14 protein-coding genes are annotated in these 20,478 nt (G+C 71.8%); 5 read left to right on the top strand and 9 right to left on the bottom strand.

What is annotated here, in order from left to right; all coding sequences use genetic code 11:
- Positions 1–103 precede the first annotated feature (103 nt).
- Positions 104–1,924 carry an ATP-dependent zinc metalloprotease FtsH gene (gene ftsH, locus WME98_RS34680; RefSeq protein WP_061627584.1) on the top strand — a complete coding sequence of 607 codons (1,821 nt, stop codon included), beginning with the start codon at positions 104–106 and terminating at the stop codon, positions 1,922–1,924.
- Positions 1,925–1,933: 9 nt separating this feature from the next.
- Here ftsH and lepB read toward each other — a convergent pair whose 3' ends face one another.
- Positions 1,934–2,668 (bottom strand): signal peptidase I, encoded by a 735-nt coding sequence (gene lepB, locus WME98_RS34675; protein ID WP_437945951.1) that lies wholly within the window; start codon positions 2,666–2,668, stop codon positions 1,934–1,936.
- A 149-nt stretch (positions 2,669–2,817) separates the two neighbouring features.
- Between lepB and WME98_RS34670 the strand changes: the two genes are divergently transcribed.
- The 3 genes from WME98_RS34670 (at position 2,818) to WME98_RS34660 (ending at position 6,964) form a co-directional block, all read left to right on the top strand.
- The gene (locus WME98_RS34670) at positions 2,818–3,561 is read left to right on the top strand and encodes a shikimate dehydrogenase (RefSeq protein WP_437945950.1); all 744 of its coding nucleotides are present in this window, start codon (positions 2,818–2,820) and stop codon (positions 3,559–3,561) included.
- Between the two features lie 140 nt (positions 3,562–3,701).
- Positions 3,702–4,745, top strand: coding sequence for an arginine N-succinyltransferase (locus WME98_RS34665; RefSeq protein ID WP_061627586.1), 1,044 nt, complete (start codon positions 3,702–3,704; stop codon positions 4,743–4,745).
- A gap of 119 nt (positions 4,746–4,864) precedes the next feature.
- Complete coding sequence (locus tag WME98_RS34660) at positions 4,865–6,964, top strand: FAD-dependent oxidoreductase (protein ID WP_437945949.1); 2,100 nt, start codon at positions 4,865–4,867, stop codon at positions 6,962–6,964.
- Here WME98_RS34660 and WME98_RS34655 read toward each other — a convergent pair.
- From WME98_RS34655 to WME98_RS34625, 7 genes are all read right to left on the bottom strand, one after another.
- Complete coding sequence (locus tag WME98_RS34655; protein ID WP_129574106.1) at positions 6,953–7,687, bottom strand: ABC transporter ATP-binding protein; 735 nt, start codon at positions 7,685–7,687, stop codon at positions 6,953–6,955. The two genes, WME98_RS34660 and WME98_RS34655, sit on opposite strands and share 12 nt — an antisense overlap.
- A gap of 8 nt (positions 7,688–7,695) precedes the next feature.
- Entirely contained in the window at positions 7,696–9,852 is a 2,157-nt protein-coding gene (locus WME98_RS34650) for an FtsX-like permease family protein (protein ID WP_437945948.1), read from the bottom strand.
- Positions 9,849–11,570 carry a lysine--tRNA ligase gene (lysS, locus tag WME98_RS34645; RefSeq protein WP_437945947.1) on the bottom strand — a complete coding sequence of 574 codons (1,722 nt, stop codon included), beginning with the start codon at positions 11,568–11,570 and terminating at the stop codon, positions 9,849–9,851. Before lysS ends, WME98_RS34650 begins: the two co-directional genes overlap by 4 nt.
- Positions 11,567–12,710, bottom strand: a protein-coding gene (gene prfB / locus WME98_RS34640; RefSeq protein WP_187345900.1) for a peptide chain release factor 2 whose coding sequence is annotated in 2 segments (ribosomal slippage) — positions 11,567–12,640 and positions 12,642–12,710 — 1,143 coding nt in all. Because the reading frame shifts where the segments join, the coding sequence is not laid out codon by codon here. Before prfB ends, lysS begins: the two co-directional genes overlap by 4 nt.
- Positions 12,711–12,809: 99 nt before the next feature.
- On the bottom strand, positions 12,810–13,313 hold the full coding sequence (locus WME98_RS34635) for a hypothetical protein (RefSeq protein WP_437945946.1): 504 nt from the start codon (positions 13,311–13,313) through the stop codon (positions 12,810–12,812).
- A 249-nt stretch (positions 13,314–13,562) separates the two neighbouring features.
- Positions 13,563–14,090: a hypothetical protein gene (locus WME98_RS34630; protein WP_437726469.1), complete on the bottom strand. Its 528-nt coding sequence runs from the start codon at positions 14,088–14,090 to the stop codon at positions 13,563–13,565.
- A gap of 56 nt (positions 14,091–14,146) precedes the next feature.
- Positions 14,147–15,877, bottom strand: coding sequence for a DUF885 domain-containing protein (locus tag WME98_RS34625; RefSeq protein ID WP_437945945.1), 1,731 nt, complete (start codon positions 15,875–15,877; stop codon positions 14,147–14,149).
- 114 nt (positions 15,878–15,991) lie between these two features.
- Between WME98_RS34625 and WME98_RS34620 the strand changes: the two genes are divergently transcribed.
- Positions 15,992–17,143, top strand: coding sequence for a S1C family serine protease (locus WME98_RS34620; protein WP_061622367.1), 1,152 nt, complete (start codon positions 15,992–15,994; stop codon positions 17,141–17,143).
- Between the two features lie 107 nt (positions 17,144–17,250).
- Here WME98_RS34620 and WME98_RS34615 read toward each other — a convergent pair whose 3' ends face one another.
- Entirely contained in the window at positions 17,251–20,478 is a 3,228-nt protein-coding gene (locus tag WME98_RS34615; protein ID WP_437945944.1) for an efflux RND transporter permease subunit, read from the bottom strand.

The following is a 20,478-nucleotide window of genomic DNA, read 5'->3' as shown; positions in this document are numbered from 1 at the left end:
GCCTCGAGGGTGCACGACCCGCCTTGGCAGACTCCGTGCAGGGCGCACCGTGGCGACTGGCCGGGCTTGCCGGTGACGTCGCCTGTCCGCGCGGAGGCGAGCCATGCGGTCGCTCTGGATTGTTCTCGTCCTGGTGCTCGGCTCGGCGCTGCTCCTTCAGGTGGTGGTGGCGTCCGACAGCCGCATCCCGTACGCGCGGTTCCGCTCGCTCGCGGAGAGCGGAGAGCTCGCCGAGGTCGAGATCCGGGACGGCGTGTACATCGGGCGAGCGGCGCCCGGCCTCAGCGTGAGCACACCGCGGAGCTACCGCACGGGGCGCATCGAGCAGACCGAGAAGGATCTGCTCGCCGCCCTCGACCGGCGCGGAATCCCGTACACGCGCGCCGCGGACGAGCGAGGGCTGCTGCCGTACCTCTGGCTGGCGCTGCCCCTCACCGCGCTGGCCGCGATGGTCCACCTCGCGTCGCGCCGGTCGGCGGCGGCGGGGAACATCTCGGGCGCCGCGACCGCCTTCGGCAAGAACAAGGCGCGGCTCTACGAGGAGCGCGGGTCGACGGCGACGTTCCGCGACGTCGCGGGCAGCGCCGAGGCGAAGGCCGAGCTCGGCGAGATCATCGACTTCCTCAAGGCGCCCGAGCGCTACGAGAAGCTCGGCGGACGGATGCCCAGGGGGGTGCTCCTCGTGGGGCCGCCCGGCACGGGCAAGACGCTGCTGGCCCGGGCGATCGCGGGAGAGGCGAGCGTCCCCTTCTTCAGCGCGTGCGGGTCGGAGTTCGTGGAGATGTTCGTCGGCGTCGGCGCCGCGCGCGTGCGCGATCTCTTCTCCCAGGCGCGCGAGAAGGGGGCCTGCCTCGTGTTCATCGACGAGCTCGACGCGGTCGGCAAGGCGCGCGGCATCGGCGGCTCGGTCGGCGGCCACGACGAGCGCGAGCAGACGCTCAACCAGCTCCTGACCGAGATGGACGGGTTCGACGCGCGCGCGGCCATCGTCGTGATCGCCGCGACGAACCGCCCCGAGATCCTCGATCCGGCGCTCCTCCGGGCGGGGCGGTTCGATCGCCGGGTGCACGTCGATCGGCCCGATCTCGCCGAGCGGCGCGAGATCCTCGCGGTGCACGGGAGGAAGGTGACGCTCGACGCGGACGTGGATCTCGACGCCGTGGCCGCGCAGACCGCGGGGCTCGTCGGGGCCGACCTCGCGAACATCGTCAACGAGGCGGCGCTGCTCGCGGCGCGGCGCAGGGCCACCGCGGTGGGGCAGATCGACCTGGAGGCCGCGATCGAGCGCGGGCTCGCGGGGCTCGAGCGGCGGGGCCGGCGGCTCGGCGCGCGCGAGAAGCTCGTGGTCGCCTACCACGAGGTGGGGCACGCGCTGACGGCGACGCTGCTGCCGACGCAGGACCCGGTGCGCAAGGTGTCCATCGTGCCGCGCGGGCCAGGGGCGCTCGGGTACACGATGCAGCTGCCGCGGGAGGACCGTTACCTGTGGAGCCGGCAGGAAATCCTCGACCGGCTGGTCGTGCTGCTCGGCGGGCGCGCCGCCGAGGCGGAGGCCGTCGGGGACCTGTCGACCGGCGCGCAGGACGACCTGCTCAACGCGACGGAGCTGGCGCGCCGCATGGTGCGCGAGCTCGGCATGGGCCAGGGGGTCGGGCTCTCGGCGCTGGAGCCGCGCCGGCCGCTGTCGTTCCTCGGCGAGCCGCGGGGCGCGCCCCCGTCCGGGGCGGGGCGGGAGTGCAGCGACGCGACCGCGCGCGAGATCGACGCGGAGGTCGCGCGGATCCTCTCGGACGCGGAGGCGCGGGCGCGCGCGATGATCCACGGGCGCCGCGCGACGCTCGAGCGCATCGCCGCGAGGCTCTATGAGGTCGAGACCCTGAGCGGCGACGAGCTCAGGGCGATGATGGCGCGAGGCGACGCGTGACCCGGGCGCTCAGTCGACGCTCCGCAGGGCGCGGGACAGATCGAAGCCCTCGGCGTCGTGGTGATAGACGACGCGGAGCACGCGGCCGCGGACGAGCTCCCGCGGCACCGCGCCCATCGCCCGGCTGTCGAGCGACGCGGCGCGGTTGTCGCCCATCACGAAGAGGTGGCCCGGCGGCACGACGACCGGCCCGAACGCCTCGAGATCGGGCTCGCCCGCCGCGTGCGTGACCGGGCCGAGGTGCTCGACCCGCGTGCCGTCCCCGAGCTCCTCGGTCGCCTGCGCCGCGCCGTCGACGTACAGCACGCCTCGCCGGAGCATCACCGTCTGCCCGGGGAGCGCGATCACGCGCTTGACGAGGAGGGTCGAGCCGCCGCGCGGATCCGCGAAGAGCACCACGTCGCCGGCGCTCGGCCAGCTGCGCTCGAACACGTAGCCGTCCGTGAGCGGGACGCGGAGCCCGTAGGCGACCTTGTCGACAAGGATGCGATCGCCGGGGGCGATCGTCGGCCACATCGAGCCGGTGGGCACGTGATACTGGTCCGCGAGCGTCGAGCGGCCCAGCGTGAGGACCGCGAGGACCGCGAGGACCTTGAGGAGGCTGCGACCGAGCGGCGCGACGGTCTGGTAGGCGCGCCGCGCGAACGCGCGATCGGATCGGGGCATGAACAGGCCGGCCTTGGCGGGCTCGAGGCACGCTGTCGCCGCCTCCGCCGCCGGCCCGGGGGAGCTCTGCTCGCTCATCGCTGGCGGGGCTAGCATCCGCGCTGGAGACAGGCCAGCTTCGCTGCATGCACGGCTGTACTTCGTCGACTGCATCATTCTCCCAAGCTCTGGGCCGCCTCACACTCTGCGGATCAATGTCGCTTCATCCGGTATCGACAGGCGCCGCCATGCACCTCGCCGGCTACCGCGCGCTGGGGCTCGATTTTACCTATATCCCTTTTGCGGTGACCGATGTTGAGGGAGCGACGCGCGGGATGCGGGCGCTCGGGATCCGCGGCCTCGGTGTGTCGATGCCCTACAAGCAGGCGGTAATTCCGTTGCTGGACGAGATCGACCCCATCGCCGCGCGCATCGGCGCGGTGAACACGATCGTCAACGACGGCGGGCGACTCCGGGGGTACAACACCGACTGGATCGGCGCGGCGCGGGCGCTGGAGGAGGCGACGCAGCTCGGGGGCGCGCGGGTGCTGCTCCTCGGCGCGGGGGGCGCGGCGCGCGCGGTCGCGTTCGGGCTCGCGGAGCGCGGCGCCCGCGTCACGATCGCGAACCGGGATCTCGAGAAGGCGCGGCAGCTCGCGGCGGCGGTCGGCGGGACGGCCGTGCCCCTCGACGGGGGGGCGCTCACGCCCGACCACGACGTCCTCGTCAACGCGACCTCGCGCGGCATGGCCGAGGTCGACCCGCGGAGCCCCGTCCCGGAGGAGGCGTTGCGGGAGGGTCTCCTGGTGATGGATATCGTGTACAAGCCGATGATCACGGAGCTCGTGGAGGCGGCGCGGCGGCGCGGGGCCACCGCCGTTCACGGCGGGAGGATGCTCCTTCACCAGGCGGCGGAGCAGTTCCGGTTGTACACCGGGCGCGAGCCGCCGCTCGACGCCATGGACGAAGCGCTCCGCGCTCAGCTCGGCTGACGCGCGCCGGCGCGCGGGGCCGGCTCGCGCCGTCCGCGCGCCGGCGGGGACGGGCGGCGCGCGGCGAGCTCTGTTGTACGCCCCGCGCGCGGCATCCGTAGCAATGGCCAAGCGCGAGCGCCACGCGTAGGCTTCTCCCGATGATCTCGTTTGAAATACGCGCAGCCGTGACCGGCGACGAGGAGCAGCTCCTCTATGTCGCGCGCCACCTGAACTCGGTCAACCTGCCGAACAACCGTGACGCAATCCACGAGATCGTCGCCGAGAGCCACCGGAGCTTCAGCGGGGCCATCCAGGACCCCCGCCTGCGCCAATACGTCTTCGTGCTCGTCGACCTGACGAAGGGCGACAAGGGCATGATCGTCGGCACCTCGATGATCATCGCGCAGCTCGGCCGGCGCGGCGTCCCGTACATCTATTTCGACGTGCTCGATGAGGAGAAGTACTCGGCCACGATCGACAAGCACTTCCATCATACGGTGCTGCGCATCGGCTACTCGTACAATGGACCGACGGAGATCGGCGGACTCGTGCTCATGCCGGACTACCGGCAGGGGCCCGAGCGGCTCGGCACGATGATCTCGTATGTTCGCTTCCTCTACATGGCCGCGCGGCCCGACCTGTTCCAGGAGGAGATCCTCGCGGAGCTGATGCCCCCGCTCGAGCCGGATGGGACAAGCCACCTCTGGGAGGCGCTGGGGCGCAAGTTCACCGACATGAGCTATGCCGAGGCAGACCTCCTCTCCAAGAAGAACAAGGAGTTCATCAAGGGGCTCTTCCCCGAGGGGACCATCTACGCCTCGCTGCTGCCCGAGGACGCCCAGCGCGTGATCGGGAAGGTCGGGTCGCAGACCCGGGGCGTGGAGAAGCTCCTGCGCCGCATCGGCTTCCGCTACGCCCACAGGGTCGATCCGTTCGACGGCGGGCCGCACTTCACCGCCCGCATGGACGAGATCTCCCTCGTGAGCGACACCCGCCGGGCCAAGGCTGGCCGCCCGTTCGCGCCGAGCCCGTCGGACCCGAAGGGCATCGTCGCGCTCGAGCGCCCCGACGCCCCCTACTTCCGCGCGGTCGCCGCGCACTTCCGCGACGAGGGAGAGCGCGGCCTGGCGATCGCCGAGGACGCCTGGCACCACCTCGCGCTGGAGCCCCGCGCGCCGATCTGCGTCCTGCCCATGCCGTGAGCGACGCCGCCGCGCGCTCCGACCGGAACGCGCAGACCGAGCGGACCGGGCCGCCTTGCATTTCGACGATTCTGTTGCTACAGAATTAACAGAAGTTATCACGAGGGGCTCGGACGACCATGACCCTGGGATTGGACTTCGATTTCAGGCGCTGGCCCGCGCTGGAGCGGCTGGAGCGGAAGGAGCGCTGGCCCGGGGCGGCGCAGCGGGCGGAGGGCGGCGCGGAGAGCGCGCCCGCGACAGGGGGACGGCCTGGCGCGGAGCCGGCGCTCTCGGAGCGGGAGCTGCGCATCGCGGCCGCGCTCGCCGAGGCGGCGATGCCGCCCGGCCGCTTCCTCGAGGGCGCCGGCGCGGCGACCGCCGCCCGCCTCGCGGCCTTTCTGTCGACGATCCCGCCGCACCTGGCGCAGGGGCTGCGCGCGGCGCTGTGGGCGATCGAGCTCGCGCCGGTGGCGACGCGGCTCAGGCCGCTGTCGGCGCTGCCGCTCGAGGAGCGGATGGAGGTGCTCCGCGGCTTCGAGCAGAGCCGGGCGCTGGCGCTGCGCTCGCTGCTCCGCGCCGTGCTCACGCCGCTCCGGTTCCTCCACTACGACCGGCCCGAGATGTTCGAGCACGTGGGCTGCCGCTACGAGCTGCCCACGGTGCGGGACGAGAGCCCCCGCTGGCTGTCGCAGGTGACGAACGGGCGCGAGGTCGAGGAGGACCTGGAGCTCGAGTGCGAGGTGCTCGTGATCGGCACCGGGGCCGGCGGCGCGGCCGCCGCCTACGAGCTCGCGTCGCGGGGGCACGCGGTCCTGATGCTCGAGGAGGGCGACTACCACCGCCGCTCGAGCTTCACCGGCCGGCCGGCGCGCGCGTACCGGGAGATGTACCGCGACCACGGGCTCGACATGGCGATCGGCAACGTGGGGATCCCGGTGTTCGCAGGGCGCGCCGTCGGAGGGAGCACCGTGATCAACTCCGGGACCTGCTACCGGGCGCCGGAGAGCACCTTCGCGTCGTGGCGGGACGGCATGGGGCTGCCCGCGGAGCTCTCGTCCGAGGGGCTCGCGCCCTACTACGAGCGCGTCGAGCGGATGCTCCAGGTCGCCCCGGCCGATCCGCTGCACCTCGGGGCGATCGGGCCGATCATCCAGCGCGGCGCGGAGCGGCTCGGCCTGCAGCACGGGCCGCTCCAGCGCAACGCGCCGGACTGCGACGGACAGGGGATCTGCTGCTTCGGCTGCCCGACCGGGGCCAAGCGCTCGACCGACGTGAGCTACGTGCCCGAGGCGCTGAAGCGGGGCGCGCAGCTCATCACGGCGGCGCGCGTGAGGACGATCGACGTCGTGGCGGGCCGCGCGCGCGGGGCGACGGCCGTGCTCGGCGGCGACACGAGGGCCGGCGGAGGCGGCCGCGCGGCCGGCGGCGCGAGGCGGCGGCGGCCGCGGCTCGTGGTCAAGGCGGAGGCCGTCGTGGTGGCCGGCGGCGCGCTGATGACGCCGCTCTTGCTGCGCCGGAGCGGGGCGTGCCTCTCGAGCGGCATGCTGGGGAAGAACCTGTCGATCCACCCGGCGTCGAAGGTGATGGCGCTCTTCGACGAGCGGGTCGACCAGTGGCGAGGCATCCCGCAGGGCTACCAGATCGACCACTTCGCCGACGAAGGGCTGATGTTCGAGGGCGGCTCGCTCCCGTTCGACGTCGCCGCGCTGGCCGTGCCGTGGACGGGGCGGCGCTACACCGAGCTCATGGAGCGGTACCCGCACCTCGCGACGTTCGGCTTCATGATCAAGGACACGAGCCGCGGCGAGGTGCGGCCCGGGCTCGGCGGCACGCCGCTCGTGCTCTACACGATGAACCCGGAGGACGTCGCGAGGATGCAGCGCGGGATCGAGCTGCTCTGCGAGGTGTTCCTGGCCGCGGGGGCGCGGCGCGTGCTGCCGCTCGTCGCCGGCTGCGACGAGGTGAACGGCCCGGAGGACCTCGCGCGGCTCAAGGGGCGGCAGATCAAGGCCGGCGACATCGACGTGGCCGCGTTCCACCCGCTCGGGACGTGCCGCATCGGCGTCGATCCGCGGTCGTCGTGCCTCGGGCCGGACCACCAGGCGCACGACGTCGCCGGGCTCTACGTGTGCGACGGGAGCGCGATCCCCTCGTCGCTCGGCGTGAACCCGCAGATGACCATCATGGCCATGTCGCTGCGCGCGGCCGAGCTCCTGAGCGAGCGGCTATCCGGCTGAGCCGCCGCGGTACCCGGCGGCCGCGGCGCGCTCGCTGCCGATGCGGTCGCTCTCGATGGCCCCGTCGCGCATCGTCACCACGCGCGGCATCGACTCGGCGAAGCTGAGGTTGTGCGTCACCACGACGACCGTGGTGCCGTGCTTGCGGTTCATCTCGAAGAACAGCTGGTGGATCGAGTCGCTCGTCGCGGTGTCGAGGTTGCCGGTCGGCTCGTCGGCGAGGAGCAGCTTCGGCGACAGGACGAGCGCGCGCGCCAGGGCCACCCGCTGCTGCTCGCCGCCCGACAGCTCGCCCGGCCGGTGCGTCGCGCGCGCGGCGAGCCCGACCTCGGCGAGCAGCGCGCGCGCGAGCGGCTCCATCTCGCGGCGGGTCTTCCCCTGGATGAGGCCCGGCATCATCACGTTCTCGACCGCGTTGAACTCGGGGAGCAGGTGGTGGAACTGGAAGACGAAGCCGATCATCCGGTTCCGGATCGCCGCGAGCCGCGAGCTCGGCATGCCGGTGAGCTCGTCGCTGCCGAGGCGGATGCGGCCGCTCGTCGGGAGGTCCAGGGTGCCGATGCAGTGGAGGAACGTGCTCTTGCCGGCCCCGGAGGGGCCCACGAACGCCACGACCTCGCCCTGGTTGATCACGATATCGATGCCGCAGAGCACGTGGAGCTCGCGCCCCATGTGAACGAACGTCTTGCGGAGATCTTCGACGACGACGAGCGGAGTGGACATGGAGGGGTTTACTCGTAACGGAGCCCGTCGACCGGAGAGAGCTTCGAGGCGGCGCGGGCCGGGTAGAGGGTGGCGATCGTGCAGATGAGCAGCGCCGCCACGGCGACTATCGCATAGTCGGAGCCGTTCACGTTCACGGGCAGCCGGTCGATGTAATAGACGTCCGGATCGAGCCGGACGCCGAACCAGGACAGGCCCGTGCAGACCGCCAGCGCGGTGCCGACACCGTAGACGGTGCCGATGGCGCCGATGATGACGCCCTCGAGCATGAACACGCGCATCACCGCGCTGTCCGAGGCCCCGAGCGCCTTCAGGACGGCGATCTCCTTGCCCTTCTCCGTCACCATGAGGAGCAGCGTGCAGACGATGCAGAAGCTCGCGACCGCGATGGCGATCGACAGGATGATGAACGTCGCGATCTTCTCCAGCTTGAGCGCGCTGAAGAGGCTCTTGTTGCTCTCGACCCAGTCGCGGACGCGGAGCTGCGGGGGCGGCTTGCCGCCCTCCGGCGCCTCGTCGAGCGCGGCGCTCGCGGCGACCGCCGCCTCGACGGCCGGGCGGACGTCCTGCACCCGCTCGGGATCCGGGATCCGGATGTCGATGTGGGTGATCCTGTCCTCCAGGCCGAAGAACTTCTGCGCCTCGTCCAGCAAGACGTACGCGTGCGAGACGTCGTACTCGTACATGCCGCTGTAGAAGATCGCCGCGACGCGGAACCTGCGGGAGCGCGGCATCACGCCGGTGGGGCCGAGCTCGCCCACCGGCGAGAGGAGCGTCACCTCGTCCCCGACGAGCACGTGGAGCGACTTCGCGAGCTCGCGGCCGATGACGACGCCCGGGTACACGCGCGTCTGCCGCTTCAGGTAGTCGCGCACCGACGGGTCGACGTCCGACGGCTGGCGGAAGTCCGGCCCCTTGAAGTACGGCTCCCCGCCCGGGCCCCGGCCGATGATCTCCTCCGGCGGCAGGCTCGTCAGCTTCTCGGGATCGCGCAGGTAGTCGAAGCTGCCGACCTCGATGTTCTTCTTGAGATCGATGACCTGCCCGATCGTGTCCGGATCGATGCCGCGGACGATGGCGCCGGCGGTGTTCGAGGCGCTGGAGCCCATCGCCTCGCCGGCCGCGACCGGCGTCGCGGCGCCCCCGTAAGGCGCGAGCGCGACGCGCACCTTGGTGAGCTTGTCGTCCCAGTCGCCGAAGCCGCCGGGGCGGGTGGCGTCGACGACCATGTGCGCGTTGTTGCCGAGGATCTTGCGCTTCAGGTCGGCGCCGAAGCCGCCCATGATGCTCGTCACCGAGCACAGCGAGCACGAGCTGACGGCGACCCCGGCCATCGACAGGACCGAGATGACCGTGAGAAAGCCGCTCTTCGAGGCGCGCACGTGGCGCGCGCCCACGTGGGGCACGAAGCTCCGGCGCTCGAGGGCGTCGAGGGCGAGCGGCAGGAGCGCCGACAGCACGAAGAACAGGAAGACCGTGCTGGAGACGAGCGCGGCGAAGCGGATGATCTGATCGGTGGTGTTGTGCGACGCGAACCGCCCGACGGGCATCCTGGCCGTGAGCGCCGCGGTGACGGCGAACGTCACGCCCACGAGCGCGCCCCACCACCAGCCGAGCGCGCGGTAGAGCCCCTTGCGGACGGGGCGGGTCCCGGCGATCGCGTAGCCCACGCCCGCGGCGATCAGGACGCCCGCGAGGAGCCACTTCAGGGTCGGATGGAGCGGCAGGACGGCGAGCCACACGACGGCCACCGCGAGCGCAGCCACGAGGCAGATCACGCCAAGCGCCCTGACGAACGCGCGGACCTTGGGCCCTCGCGCGCCGAACACCCGCCAGCCGAGGCCCGTCGCGGTCACGAGCAGCAAGCCGACGCCCGCCCCGGCCAGCGCGCCGAGGGCGCCGCCGATCATCTCGGGGTTGCTGGCGACGACCACGCCGACGAGCCCGAGGGCCTTCGCTCCCCCGCCGGCCGTCAGGAGCGCGAGCGCGAGCAGGCCGCCGCCCGCGAGCGCGAGCACGAGCCCGACGCGCGCGACGACGGGGCGCCGCGGCTCCAGCTCGCCCTTCTTGTCGAAGCGGGTGTAGCCGCGCCAGGCGAGCAGGAGGACACCCAGCGCGACGGCGGCGAGCAGCGCGGCCTGCAGGGGTCGGGAGAGCTCGATCACGCGTCGGTCTCGGGGCGGAGGAGGGGGAACAGGATGACGTCGCGGATGGATGTCGCGCCGGTGAGGAGCATCGTCAGGCGATCGATCCCCATGCCGAAGCCCGCCGTCGGCGGGAGGCCGTGCTCCAGGGCGCGGACGTAGTCGGCGTCGTAATCCATCGTCTCCTCCTCGCCCCGCGACTTCTTGGCGACCTGCGCGCGGAACCGCGCGTCCTGGTCCTCGGGGTCGTTGAGCTCGCTGAAGGCGTTGCAGAGCTCGCGGCCCTCGATGAAGAGCTCGAAGCGGTCGACCAGCGAGGGATCGCTGTCCTTCTTGCGCGCGAGCGGGGAGACCTCGAAGGGATAGTCGATGATGAAGACGGGGACGCTCTTGTCGCCCGCCTCGGTGCGGTAGTCCTTCGTGAGGAACGGCTCGACCACGTACTCGTAGGCGCAGAAGACGAGCTCGCCGGGCGACTCGCACTTCTTCGCGCCCGCGCGGAAGTTCGTCCAGTCGATCTCGCGCCCGCTCGCCTTGGCGGCCTTCGCCCACTCCTTGATCGGCGCGTCGTCCGCGGCGACGCGCTGCGGGACGTCGGCGGGGAGCCCCGCCTTGGCCAGGGCGCGGGCGAGCCCCTCGGCCATGGGCACGCGCGCGAAGCGCTCGAGCGAGAACGCGCGCTGCGAGGCCCAGGCCGCGTGCTCGGCCGGGAGGCGCTCGGCGAGGCGGGCGTCGACGTGGCGGAGCATCGCCTCGGTCGCGTCCATCAGGGTCTCGTACGTCGCGTACGCCTGGTAGTACTCGAGCATCGTGAACTCGGGGTTGTGCCGCGTCGACAGCCCCTCGTTCCGGTAGCAGCGCGCGATCTCGTAGACGCGCTCGAAGCCGCCGACCACGAGCCGCTTCAGGAAGAGCTCGGGCGCGATGCGCATGAAGAGCTCGAGATCGAGCGCGTTGTGGTGGGTCTTGAACGGCTTCGCGGCCGCGCCGCCGACGAGCGTGTGCATCGTCGGGGTCTCGACCTCGAGGAAGCCCCGCGCGTCGAGGAACTCGCGCAGCGCGGCGACGATCGCGCTGCGGGCGCGGAAGACCCCCGCCACGTGCGGGTTGGCCACGAGGTCGACGTACCGCATGCGGTAGCGCGACTCGACGTCCTTGAAGCTCGTCTTGGTCGGCAGCGGGCGGTAGGCCTTCGTGAGCAGCCGGAGGCGCTCCGCGCGGATCGAGAGCTCCCCCTTCTGCGTGGCCATCGCGACGCCGTGGGCCTCGACGAAATCGCCGAGATCGATGTCCTCCAGCCGCTCGAAATCGGCCAGGCTCCCCTGCTCGCAGTAGAGCTGGAGCTCGCCGGTGCGGTCGCGCAGCCGCATGAAGGTGACGCCGCCGAACGAGCGCACGAAGAGGACCCGGCCCGCGACGCGGAACGGGGTCGGCTCGACGCGCGCCGGGTCGTAGCGATCCACCGTCGGCGCGGCGGGCCGATCCGGCGCCGCGCCCTCCGGCCGGGGCTCGGCCGCGGCCCGCGCCCCGTCGAAGCGGGCGCGGACGGCGGCGAGCTCGGTGAGCGGCTCGCCCGTCGTGACGTCGTTGGCGAACGGGTTCTCGCCGCGGGCGCGGAGGCGGCCCGCCTTCGCCTTGCGGGTGGCGATCAGCGTCTCCTCGGCGCGCGCGGCCTCGGCGGCCTCCTTCGCTAGCCGCTCGCTCTTCTTGTCGTTCGGTCGGTCTTTTTGCTGGCTCACGGAGCGTCGTCCTCCGCGACCGAGCCGCCCTTCCTGAGCGAGCCGCCGGCCGCGGCGAGCAGATAGGCCTCGATGAAGCCCTCGAGATCGCCGTCGAGGACGGCGTCCACGTCGGTGGCCTCGGTGGAGGTGCGCACGTCCTTGACGAGCCGGTAGGGCGCGAGGACGTAGTTCCTGATCTGGCTGCCGAAGTTGATGGCGCTCTTCGCGGCGTTGTAGGCCTGGACCTCGGCCTCCCGCTTCTGGAGCTCCATCTCGTACAGCTTCGCCTTGAGGACCTTCATCGCCATCGCGCGGTTCTGGTGCTGGCTGCGCTCGGCGCGGCACACGATGTTGAGGCCGGTCGGGAGGTGGCGCAGGCGAACGGCGGTCTCCACCTTGTTCACGTTCTGCCCGCCCTTGCCGCCGGCGCGCATCGTCGTGATCTCGATGTCCTTCTCGTTGACCTGGATGTTGATCTCGTCGTCGCTGTCCGGGGTGATCTCGACGGCGGCGAACGCGGTCTGGCGCGTGTGATCCGCGTTGAACGGGCTCATCCGCACCAGGCGATGGACCCCTGCCTCGGAGCGCAGGTACCCGTAGGCGGCGTCGCCGGTCACCGTGAAGGTCACGGCGTCGATGCCGGCCTCGTCGCCGTCCTGGTAGTCGATGATCTCCGTCTTGTAGCCCCGGCGCTCGCAGAAGCGCAGGTACATGCGGAGGAGCATGGACGCCCAGTCCTTCGCGTCGGTGCCGCCGGCGCCCGGGTGGATGCTGACGATGGCGTTGCCGCGGTCGGCGGGGCCGGACAGCATGCGATCGAGCTCGGCCTTGCGCAGGCGCGCGGCGATGGCGTCGGCCTGCGCGTCGGCGTCGGCGATGACGCCCTCGTCGCCCTCGGCGGCGCCGAGCTCGAGGTACTCCGCGAGATCCTCGATCTCGCGGCCGAGCTTCTGCGCCATCTCGAGCTTCGCCTCGACCTGGGCGCGCTTGCGGAGGACGGCTTGGGCTTTTTCCTGATCGTTCCAGAACCCGGACGACAGCGTCGTCTGGGTCAGGTCCTGGAGCATCCGTTCGAGCTTAGGGACGTCAAAGATGCCCCCTTAGCGCCTCAAAGCGCCGTTTGATGTCCAGGACTTTCTCGCGGGTCTCGGAGAGCATGGCCGGGGATCTATTCGATCTGGGCGGCGATCGCCAGGAGAGACCGCCCCGCGCGCAGACGCAGAGGCCGCGGCGGCCCGCGCCGGGGGCGCTGGCGGCTCAAGCCGGGGTCGGTCGGGGGACAGATCGCTGGAAGGCCCGACGGATCGCGGGCCATGACGGCCGAGATCTCCTCGCTCGGCGCGAGCTCGCCACCACGTCTCGGATCGTCCTCAGGGAGATCGGGGGAGCCGCCGCCGGGCTGCTCAGCGCACCGTCGAGGTAACGGCCCAGGAGCTCGGTCAGCGCGACGGCGGTGATCGCGTTGGAGAAGAGACCGGCGACCGGGACGAGGCCGAGCGTGAAGTTGGCGAAGAGCCGCACAGCGGCTCCGCCCCAGATGATCTTGCTCACCTGAAGCCACGGAGCCCTGAGGAGCGGCACGCCCCGCGTCCGCGTCAGCGACGCGGAAAACCAGTAATGGATGGGAACCACGATCAGCTCATCTGCGCCAGGAATGGGCTGTGTGACGAAGCTCGTCACCGCGGTGATCGCGGAATACTTGTTGGTCAGTCGGCGGATCTTCGGTTCCATCGACCGTATATACGGCGCGGCGTTGGCCACCGGGAGGCCGGACGAGCTCGTTGGGTCGAGGCCGCGACGCGCGAAGTCGAGGACGAACCGCGCTCGACCAGGGCGCAGCGCGGGAGTCGCCGCGATCCCGATCGCGGGCCTCGGCGCGCCTCGCGAGCGCGCGGCGAGGCGAGATCTCCCCGGAGCGACTCTGCAGATCCGCGGATCGATCCAGCGCGAGCCCCGGGGAGCCCGACCCCGCGCTCCGCTGGAATGGCGGCGTCTCCAGCGCCGGCGGCGCTACGGATCGAGCCCTTCCCTGCAGGCGGCCCTGAGCTCGGCGAGCGCGGCGACGAGCGACTCCCGCTCGCCGCGCCACGCCGGCGACGCGTCCTCGGCGTCGCGCCGGCGGAGGTGCTCGCGGGCCTCGTCCCAGAGCGGGCGCGGCGGCTCCAGCGGGGGCACGCGCCGGCGCACGGCGTCCGTCAAGCGGAGCACGCGCTCGACGCGGGAGAGCGCCTCGCCGAGCGGCACCTCGCCCGCCTTGCAGCGCCGGAGCAGGCCGCACTCGTAGCTGCTGCACACGGAGAAGCGCGTCTCGTAGACGGTGCACTTCCGGTCGCGGTGGCACGGGCACGGCAGCCTGAAGGCGTCGTGGTACTGGTTGCACGCGAGCGGCAGGCGCAGCTTCTCGGCGAGCGGGAGCTCGTGCTCCTCGAGCGGCGCGACGTCGAAGAGCAGCCCCGTGCAGCACAGGCCGCACGCGGTGCACAGGTCCGAGCCGCTCGGCCGCGCCTCGGGGGTCTCGCTCGCCGGGGGAGAGCTCACCCGCCTCGATTGGCACGCGCGCGGCCGCGCGTCGAGCCAATCGAGGCGAGCGCGACTCAGCGCAGCGCGCCGCCCTCCGCGCCCGCGCCCTCGAGGACGATCTCGCGCAGGTGGTCGAGCCCGACCGAGCCGGAGCCGATCACCTTGGCGTGAAACGCCTTCAGATCGAAGGCCTCGCCCTGCCGGCGCCGCAGCTCCTCGCGCAGCTCCAGGACGACCCGCTCGCCGACCTTGTACGAGATCGCCTGCCCCGGCCAGCCGAGGTAGCGCGTCGCCTCGCTGTGCGCGTGATCCAGCGTGAGGAAGGCGCGGCGGTGGAGGTACTCGACCGCGGTCTCGTAACTCCATGGCTCCCCGGCGTGGAGCGGGGCGTGCTGGGGGATCGGCAGGTCGAGGTGCATGCCGATGTCGAGGACGACGCGGTAGGCGCGCGTGAGCTTGCCCGCGAGCATTCCGAGCACGTAGTCGGGGCGCTCGAAGTAGCCGAGCTCGTACATCAGCTGCTCGGCGTAGAGCGCCCACCCCTCGGCGAAGCCGGAGCACGTCACCAGGAAGCGGTGGAGCCGGCTCAGCCGGTCCTCGAGGTGCACCTGGAGCGCGCACTGCAGGTGATGGCCGGGAAATCCCTCGTGGTACGCCGTGGTGATCTCCTCGTAGAGCGGGAACTGCTGCTTGTCGCCGGCGGCGTACCAGACGGTGCCGGGCCGCTTGAAGCCGTCGCTCGGGGGCATGTAGTACGCGCCGAGCGCGCCGCCCGGCGGCGCCAGCTTCACCTCGATGTGGCGGATGGGATCGGGGATGTCGAAATGCACGCCGTCGAGCTCGGCGAGCGCCTTCCGCTGGCGCTCGGACATGAGGCGGAGGAACTCGTCGGCGCCGCGCGCGCACCGGGCGGGATCGGTCATGAGCACCTCGATCACGTCGGGCAGCGACGCGCCGGGGAGGATCTCGCCCGCGAGGCGCGCCATCCGGGCCTCGATGTCGTGCACCTCGGACCACCCCCAGGCGTAGGTCTCGATCGGATCGATGGTCGCGCCGAGGAAGCGGCGCGCCATGCGCAGGTAACGCTCCTCGCCCACGGCGTCCGCGGCGCGCGCGCTCGGCAGGTACGTCTGCTCCAGGAAATCGGCGAACGCGCCGAACGCGGCGCGCGCCCGCCCGACGCCGGCGGCGAGGCGCGCGCGGCCGGCGTCCGTGGCGCAGCCGGACGCCTCGTAGGCGGCGGGCAGCGTGAGGAAGAACGACGCCTCGCCGACCTGGTAGCGCGCCTGCTCGATGACGGCGCGCACCTGGCGGCGCGCGACGACCTGGCCTGTTCGGCGCCCCTCCTCCAGCGACGCCCGGTAGCTGTCGAAGGCCCGCGGGAGCCCCTCCAGGCGCGACGCGATGGCGTCCCAGCCGGCCGCGCTGCGCACGTCCATGAGGTCGAAGACCACCCGGAGGTGCTGGAACGCCGACTCGATGTTGTTGAGGTCGCGCAGGTGCTCGCCGTGACGGAAATCGTCGAGCCGCTCGTCCAGGTGATCGGCCATCACACGGCGTGCGAGGCGGCCCCACCGCGCCTCCGGCCCGCGCCCAGGGGGCGGCAGCGCCCGGAGCCTCTCCTGGAAGGACGCGACGGTGGAGGCCCAGGACGCGGCGCCGCTCGGGCTCCAGTCGTTCCAGGCGCCGTCGTCGCACGGGATGCCCGCCAGGGTGGCGTGGGCAGGACATTGTGCGGCGAAGGTTTCGACGAACTCGTCGCTGAGGGCGAAGATCGGATCGCGCGCGTCGTGGTGTTGGCTCACCGCGACAGCATAGGCGGCCGCGCCCGGAATTTCTTCGTGCACGCGAGACGGCCCGTCGGGTCTTCGTTACGCTTGTGGAGAGAGGCCGCTCACGGGGCGGCCCCGGGGAGCGACATGAACCATCGCAGCCTGAAAGGCGAGCTCCACGACGACGACCGGCGCCCGAGCGCCGCCCTTCCCTCGCGTTCCCGGCCGCCGCGGCGGCCCCTCCGGCCGCGCCTCTCCGGGCTGCTCGCCGCGGCGGCGCTCGCGGCGCTCGGCTGCGCCGGCTCCGCAGGCCACCCGGCGAGCTCGGCGCCCCCGCCCGCCGCGATGACGCCGGCCCAGATCGCGGCGCGCGCCACGCCGGCGGTCGTCACGATCCGCGGCGACGGCTCGCTGGGGGCGGGCTTCCTCGTCCGCGAGGACGGCTGGATCGCGACGAACTTCCACGTCATCGCCGGGATGCCGGATCTCAAGGTCGTCCTCTGGGACCAGAGCGAGCACCCCGTGCTCGAGGTGCTCGCGTTCGACGAGGACCGGGATCTCGCGATCGTCCGGATCCACGCGCCGCGGAAGCTCCCGCTGCTGCCCCTGGGCGACAGCCGCGCGGTGCGCCCGGGCGATCCCGTGGTCGCGATCGGGCATCCGCTCGGCCTCGCCGACACCGTGTCGAACGGCCTCGTGAGCGCGGTCCGCGTGGTAGATCCCGCGCTGACGCTGCTGCAGATCTCCGCGCCGATCGCGCCGGGCTCCTCGGGCGGGCCGCTGTTCAACGAGCGCGGCGAGGTGATCGGCGTCGCCGCCGCGGTGGCGACGCAGGGGCAGAACCTCAACTTCGGCGTGCCCGCCGACTACCTCAAGCGGCTGCTCGTGCGCCCCGACCCGGTGCCGCTCTCGACCTTCGCGGCCGAGACGGCCGACGAGGAGCAGGCGCTGCCGGCGGTCAAGCGCTCGGTGCCCCACCACGCGCTCGCGATCCTCCGCGGCTGCACCGAGGGGGATCTCCTCGTCTTGGCGCGGACGATGGACGGCGCCATCGAGGTCGGCTCGCCCCTCTACAACCAGGGGGATTTCGCGTCCTGCTATCACATCTACGAGGGCGCCTCGCTCGACATGGAGCGCCGGCTCGGCCCCTCGTGCCGGGGCCCGAGGCAGGCGCTCGCCGAGGGCCGCCGCAAGGCCGCCGGCCTCGACGACAACGCCGCGCAGGCCTGGGCGATGCGCGACGCGTTCGACGGTCTCCTGGATGTGATCCTGCGCAAGGTGCACGGCGACACGCAGTGACCGGCGCGTCGCGGCGAGCGCGGCGCGCTCGACCGGCGCCGCGTCGCGGCAGCGCAGGGGGCCGGGCGCGGCGCGCCGCGGCCCCCGAGCGCCGCCAGGCAGCGCGGCTAGTCGAGGTGCGCCCCCACCGGCCGGCCGCCCTCGTGCGCGATCACGGTGCGCGCCGCGGCGCCGTGGTGGCCCGCTGCGACGACCCCGTCGCCCGCCGGAGCGACGCCGCCCTCGCCCTCCCCGCGAGGCGCTCCCGGATCGTCGTTGCCCCGCATGAACGGCAGGACCCGCTTCAGCCACGACGAGACGTCGTCGAAGAGCGAGTAGGCGACCGGGGTCGCGAGCAGCGTCAGGAGCAGCGCCATCGTCTGCCCGCCGATGATCACGAACCCGGTCGCGCGGTTGGTCCCCGAGCCCGCGCCGCTCGAGGCGACGAGCGGGATCATGCCGGCCACGAACGCGAGCGTGGTCATCAGGATGGGCCGGAGCCGGTCGCGGTTCGCCTCCAGGATCGCCTGCGCGCGCGGCAAGCCGTGCTCGCGCAGCTTGATGGTGTGATCGATCTGGAGGATCGAGTTCTTCTTCACGACGCCGAACAGCACGACGATGCCGAGCAGCGAGAAGATGTTGAGCGATTGCCGGAAGATGATGACCGAGATGAACGCGAACGGCACCGTCAGCGGCAGCGACAGGAGGATCGTGATCGGGTGCAGCCACGACTCGAACTGCGCCGCGAGCACGAGGTACATGAAGACGAACGACAGGAGCAGCGCGACGAGGAAGCTCTTCATCATCTTGGCGAGCTCCTTCGACGCGCCGACGGGGCCGGCGGAGTAGCCGGGCGCCAGGTTCAGCTGCGCCACCGCCTTGTCGAGCTCCTGGACGACCGTCTGCTGCGAGTAGCCCGCCTCGAGGTTGGCCATCAACATGACCTGCCGCTGGCGGTTGTACCGCTCGATGCGCGACGGGCCCGTCCCCTCGTTGAACGTGACCACGTTGTCGAGCGTGACCGCGCCGAGCTTGGTCGACGGCACCGTGATCTTCGCGAGGCCCTCCTTGTCGGAGCGGAAGCTCGGCAGCGCGCGCGCGCGCACCTCGTACTGCTCCCCGCCCTCGTTGTAGGTCGACACCTTGTACCCGCCGACCAGGAGGCGCAGGGTGCTGGCCACGTCGCCGACCTGGACGCCGAGATCGGCGGCCTTCTTGCGGTCGATCTCCACCCGGATCTCCGGCTTGCCGACGAGCAGCGACGTGTCCGGATCCACGACGCCCGGCATCGCCTTGAGCTTCTGGAGCAGCGCGTCGGAGTACACGCCGATCTTCTGGAGGTCGGGGCCCTGCACCTGGTACGCGATCTGCGCGCTCTGGCCGCCGGAGAACGCGGGCACGACGCCGATGCTCGCCCGGAGCTTCTCCGCGTCGAACCTCGGCTGGAGCTCGCGCCGGGCCCGGTCGATGAGGTCCTGCTGCGACAGCCCGCGCTCGCTCACGGGCTTGAGCTTCACGTAGATGTTGGCGAGGTTCGGCGTCTTCTGCGGATCGTCGCCGATCGTCGTCAGCGTGTAGCTCACGCCGGGGAGCTTCTCGATCTCCGAGGCGATCCGCGTGGCGATGACGCGCGTCCCGTCGAGGCTCACGCCCTCGGGCGCGCGCAGGGAGACCTGGAACTGCGACTCGTCCTCGACCGGGAGGAAGTTGAACTTCGCGAGGCCCCCGAGGACCGGGATCGAGAACAGGGCCAGGACCGAGGCGAGCACGATCACCCAGCGGTGCGCCATCGACCAGCGGAGGAGCGACATGTAGCCGCGCTCGATCGGCCCGTAGAAGCGCGACTCCTTGGAGCTGTGGGAGCCGCCCTTGTCCGGCTTCTTCAGCCACCGCGCCGACAGCATCGGCGTCAGCGTGAAGCTCACGATCAGCGAGACCAGGATCGAGAACGCCATGGTGAGGCCGAACGAGTTCAGGAAGCGGCCGACGATGCCGCTCATGAACGCGACCGGGAGGAACACCGCGACCAGCGAGAGCGTCGTCGCGAGCACCGCGGGGCCGATCTCCCGCGTGCCCTGGAGCGCCGCCTCCCACGGGCTCGCGCCCTTCTCCTCGATCCAGCGGTAGCAGTTCTCGAGGACGACGATCGCGTCGTCGATCACGATGCCGACCGCCAGCGTCAGGGCGAGGAGCGTGATCCCGTTGAGCGTGAAGCCCGCCACCCTCATCAGGGCGAACGTGGAGATGATGCTCGTCGGGATCGCGATCGCGGAGATGACCGTGCTGCGCGCGTTCGCGAGGAAGAGCGCGACGATGATCGCGGCGAGCAGCGCGCCGAGCACGAGGTGCTCCTTGACGGCGTTGACCGAGTTCTTGATGAACTCCGACTGATCGCGGGCGATGACGATCTGGTAGCCCGGGGGGAGGCGCTTCTCGACGTCGCTGATCCGCGCCTTCAGGCCGTCGATGACCTCGACGGTGTTCGTCCCGCTCTGCTTGCGGATGCTGAGGAGCACGGCGGGGTCGAGCCCGCGGAAGCCGGCGGACTCCGGCTCCGCCATGCCGTCCTGGACCTCGGCGACGTCGCCGAGCCGGACGGAGTAGCCGTCGCGGTTGGCGAGCACGATGTCCGCCATCTGCTCGACCGACTGCACGCGGCCGCGCGTCCGCAGGGTGAGCGCCCTGCCCCCTTGCTCGATGCGGCCGGCGGGGATCTCGACGTTCTGGCTCGCCAGCGCCTGGGCCACCACGCCGCCCGTCAGCGCGTACTTCTCGAGCTTCTCCGGATCGATCCAGATGTTGATCTGGCGGCTGCGGCCGCCGATGACCAGCACCTGGCCGACGCCGGCGAGCGACTCCAGCTCGCGCCGCAGCGTCTTGTCGGCGAACTCGGTCACCTCGCGGACGCTCGCCTTCGGCGACGAGACGGCGAGCGTGAGGATCGGGGCCGCGTCCGGATCCAGCTTGCCCACGATCGGCGGATCGATGCCCTCGGGGAGCTCCGCGAGGATGCCCTCGACCTTGTCGCGCACCTCCTGCGCGGCCACGTCGACGTCCTTCTCGAGCTGGAAGGAGATCATGACCTGGCTGAGCCCCTCGACCGACGCGGAGCGCAGCTCGTCGATGCCGCTGATCGTGTTGACCGCCGACTCGATCTTGTCGGAGATCTCCGTCTCCACCTCCTCGGGCGCCGCGCCGGGGAGGACCGTCGTCACGACGATGAACGGGAACTCGACCTTGGGGAACCGGTCCACGCCGAGGCCGAAGTACGAGAACGCCCCGAGCACCGTCAGGAGCAGGACGATCACCGACGCGAACACCGGCCTACGGATGCAGATTGCCGCGAGCCATTGCAT

The sequence above is a fragment of the Sorangium sp. So ce296 genome, from assembly GCF_051529605.1.
In the GTDB taxonomy this organism is placed as follows: domain Bacteria; phylum Myxococcota_A; class Polyangia; order Polyangiales; family Polyangiaceae; genus Sorangium; species Sorangium cellulosum_D.
This window is presented reverse-complemented; position numbering and strand designations above follow the sequence as displayed.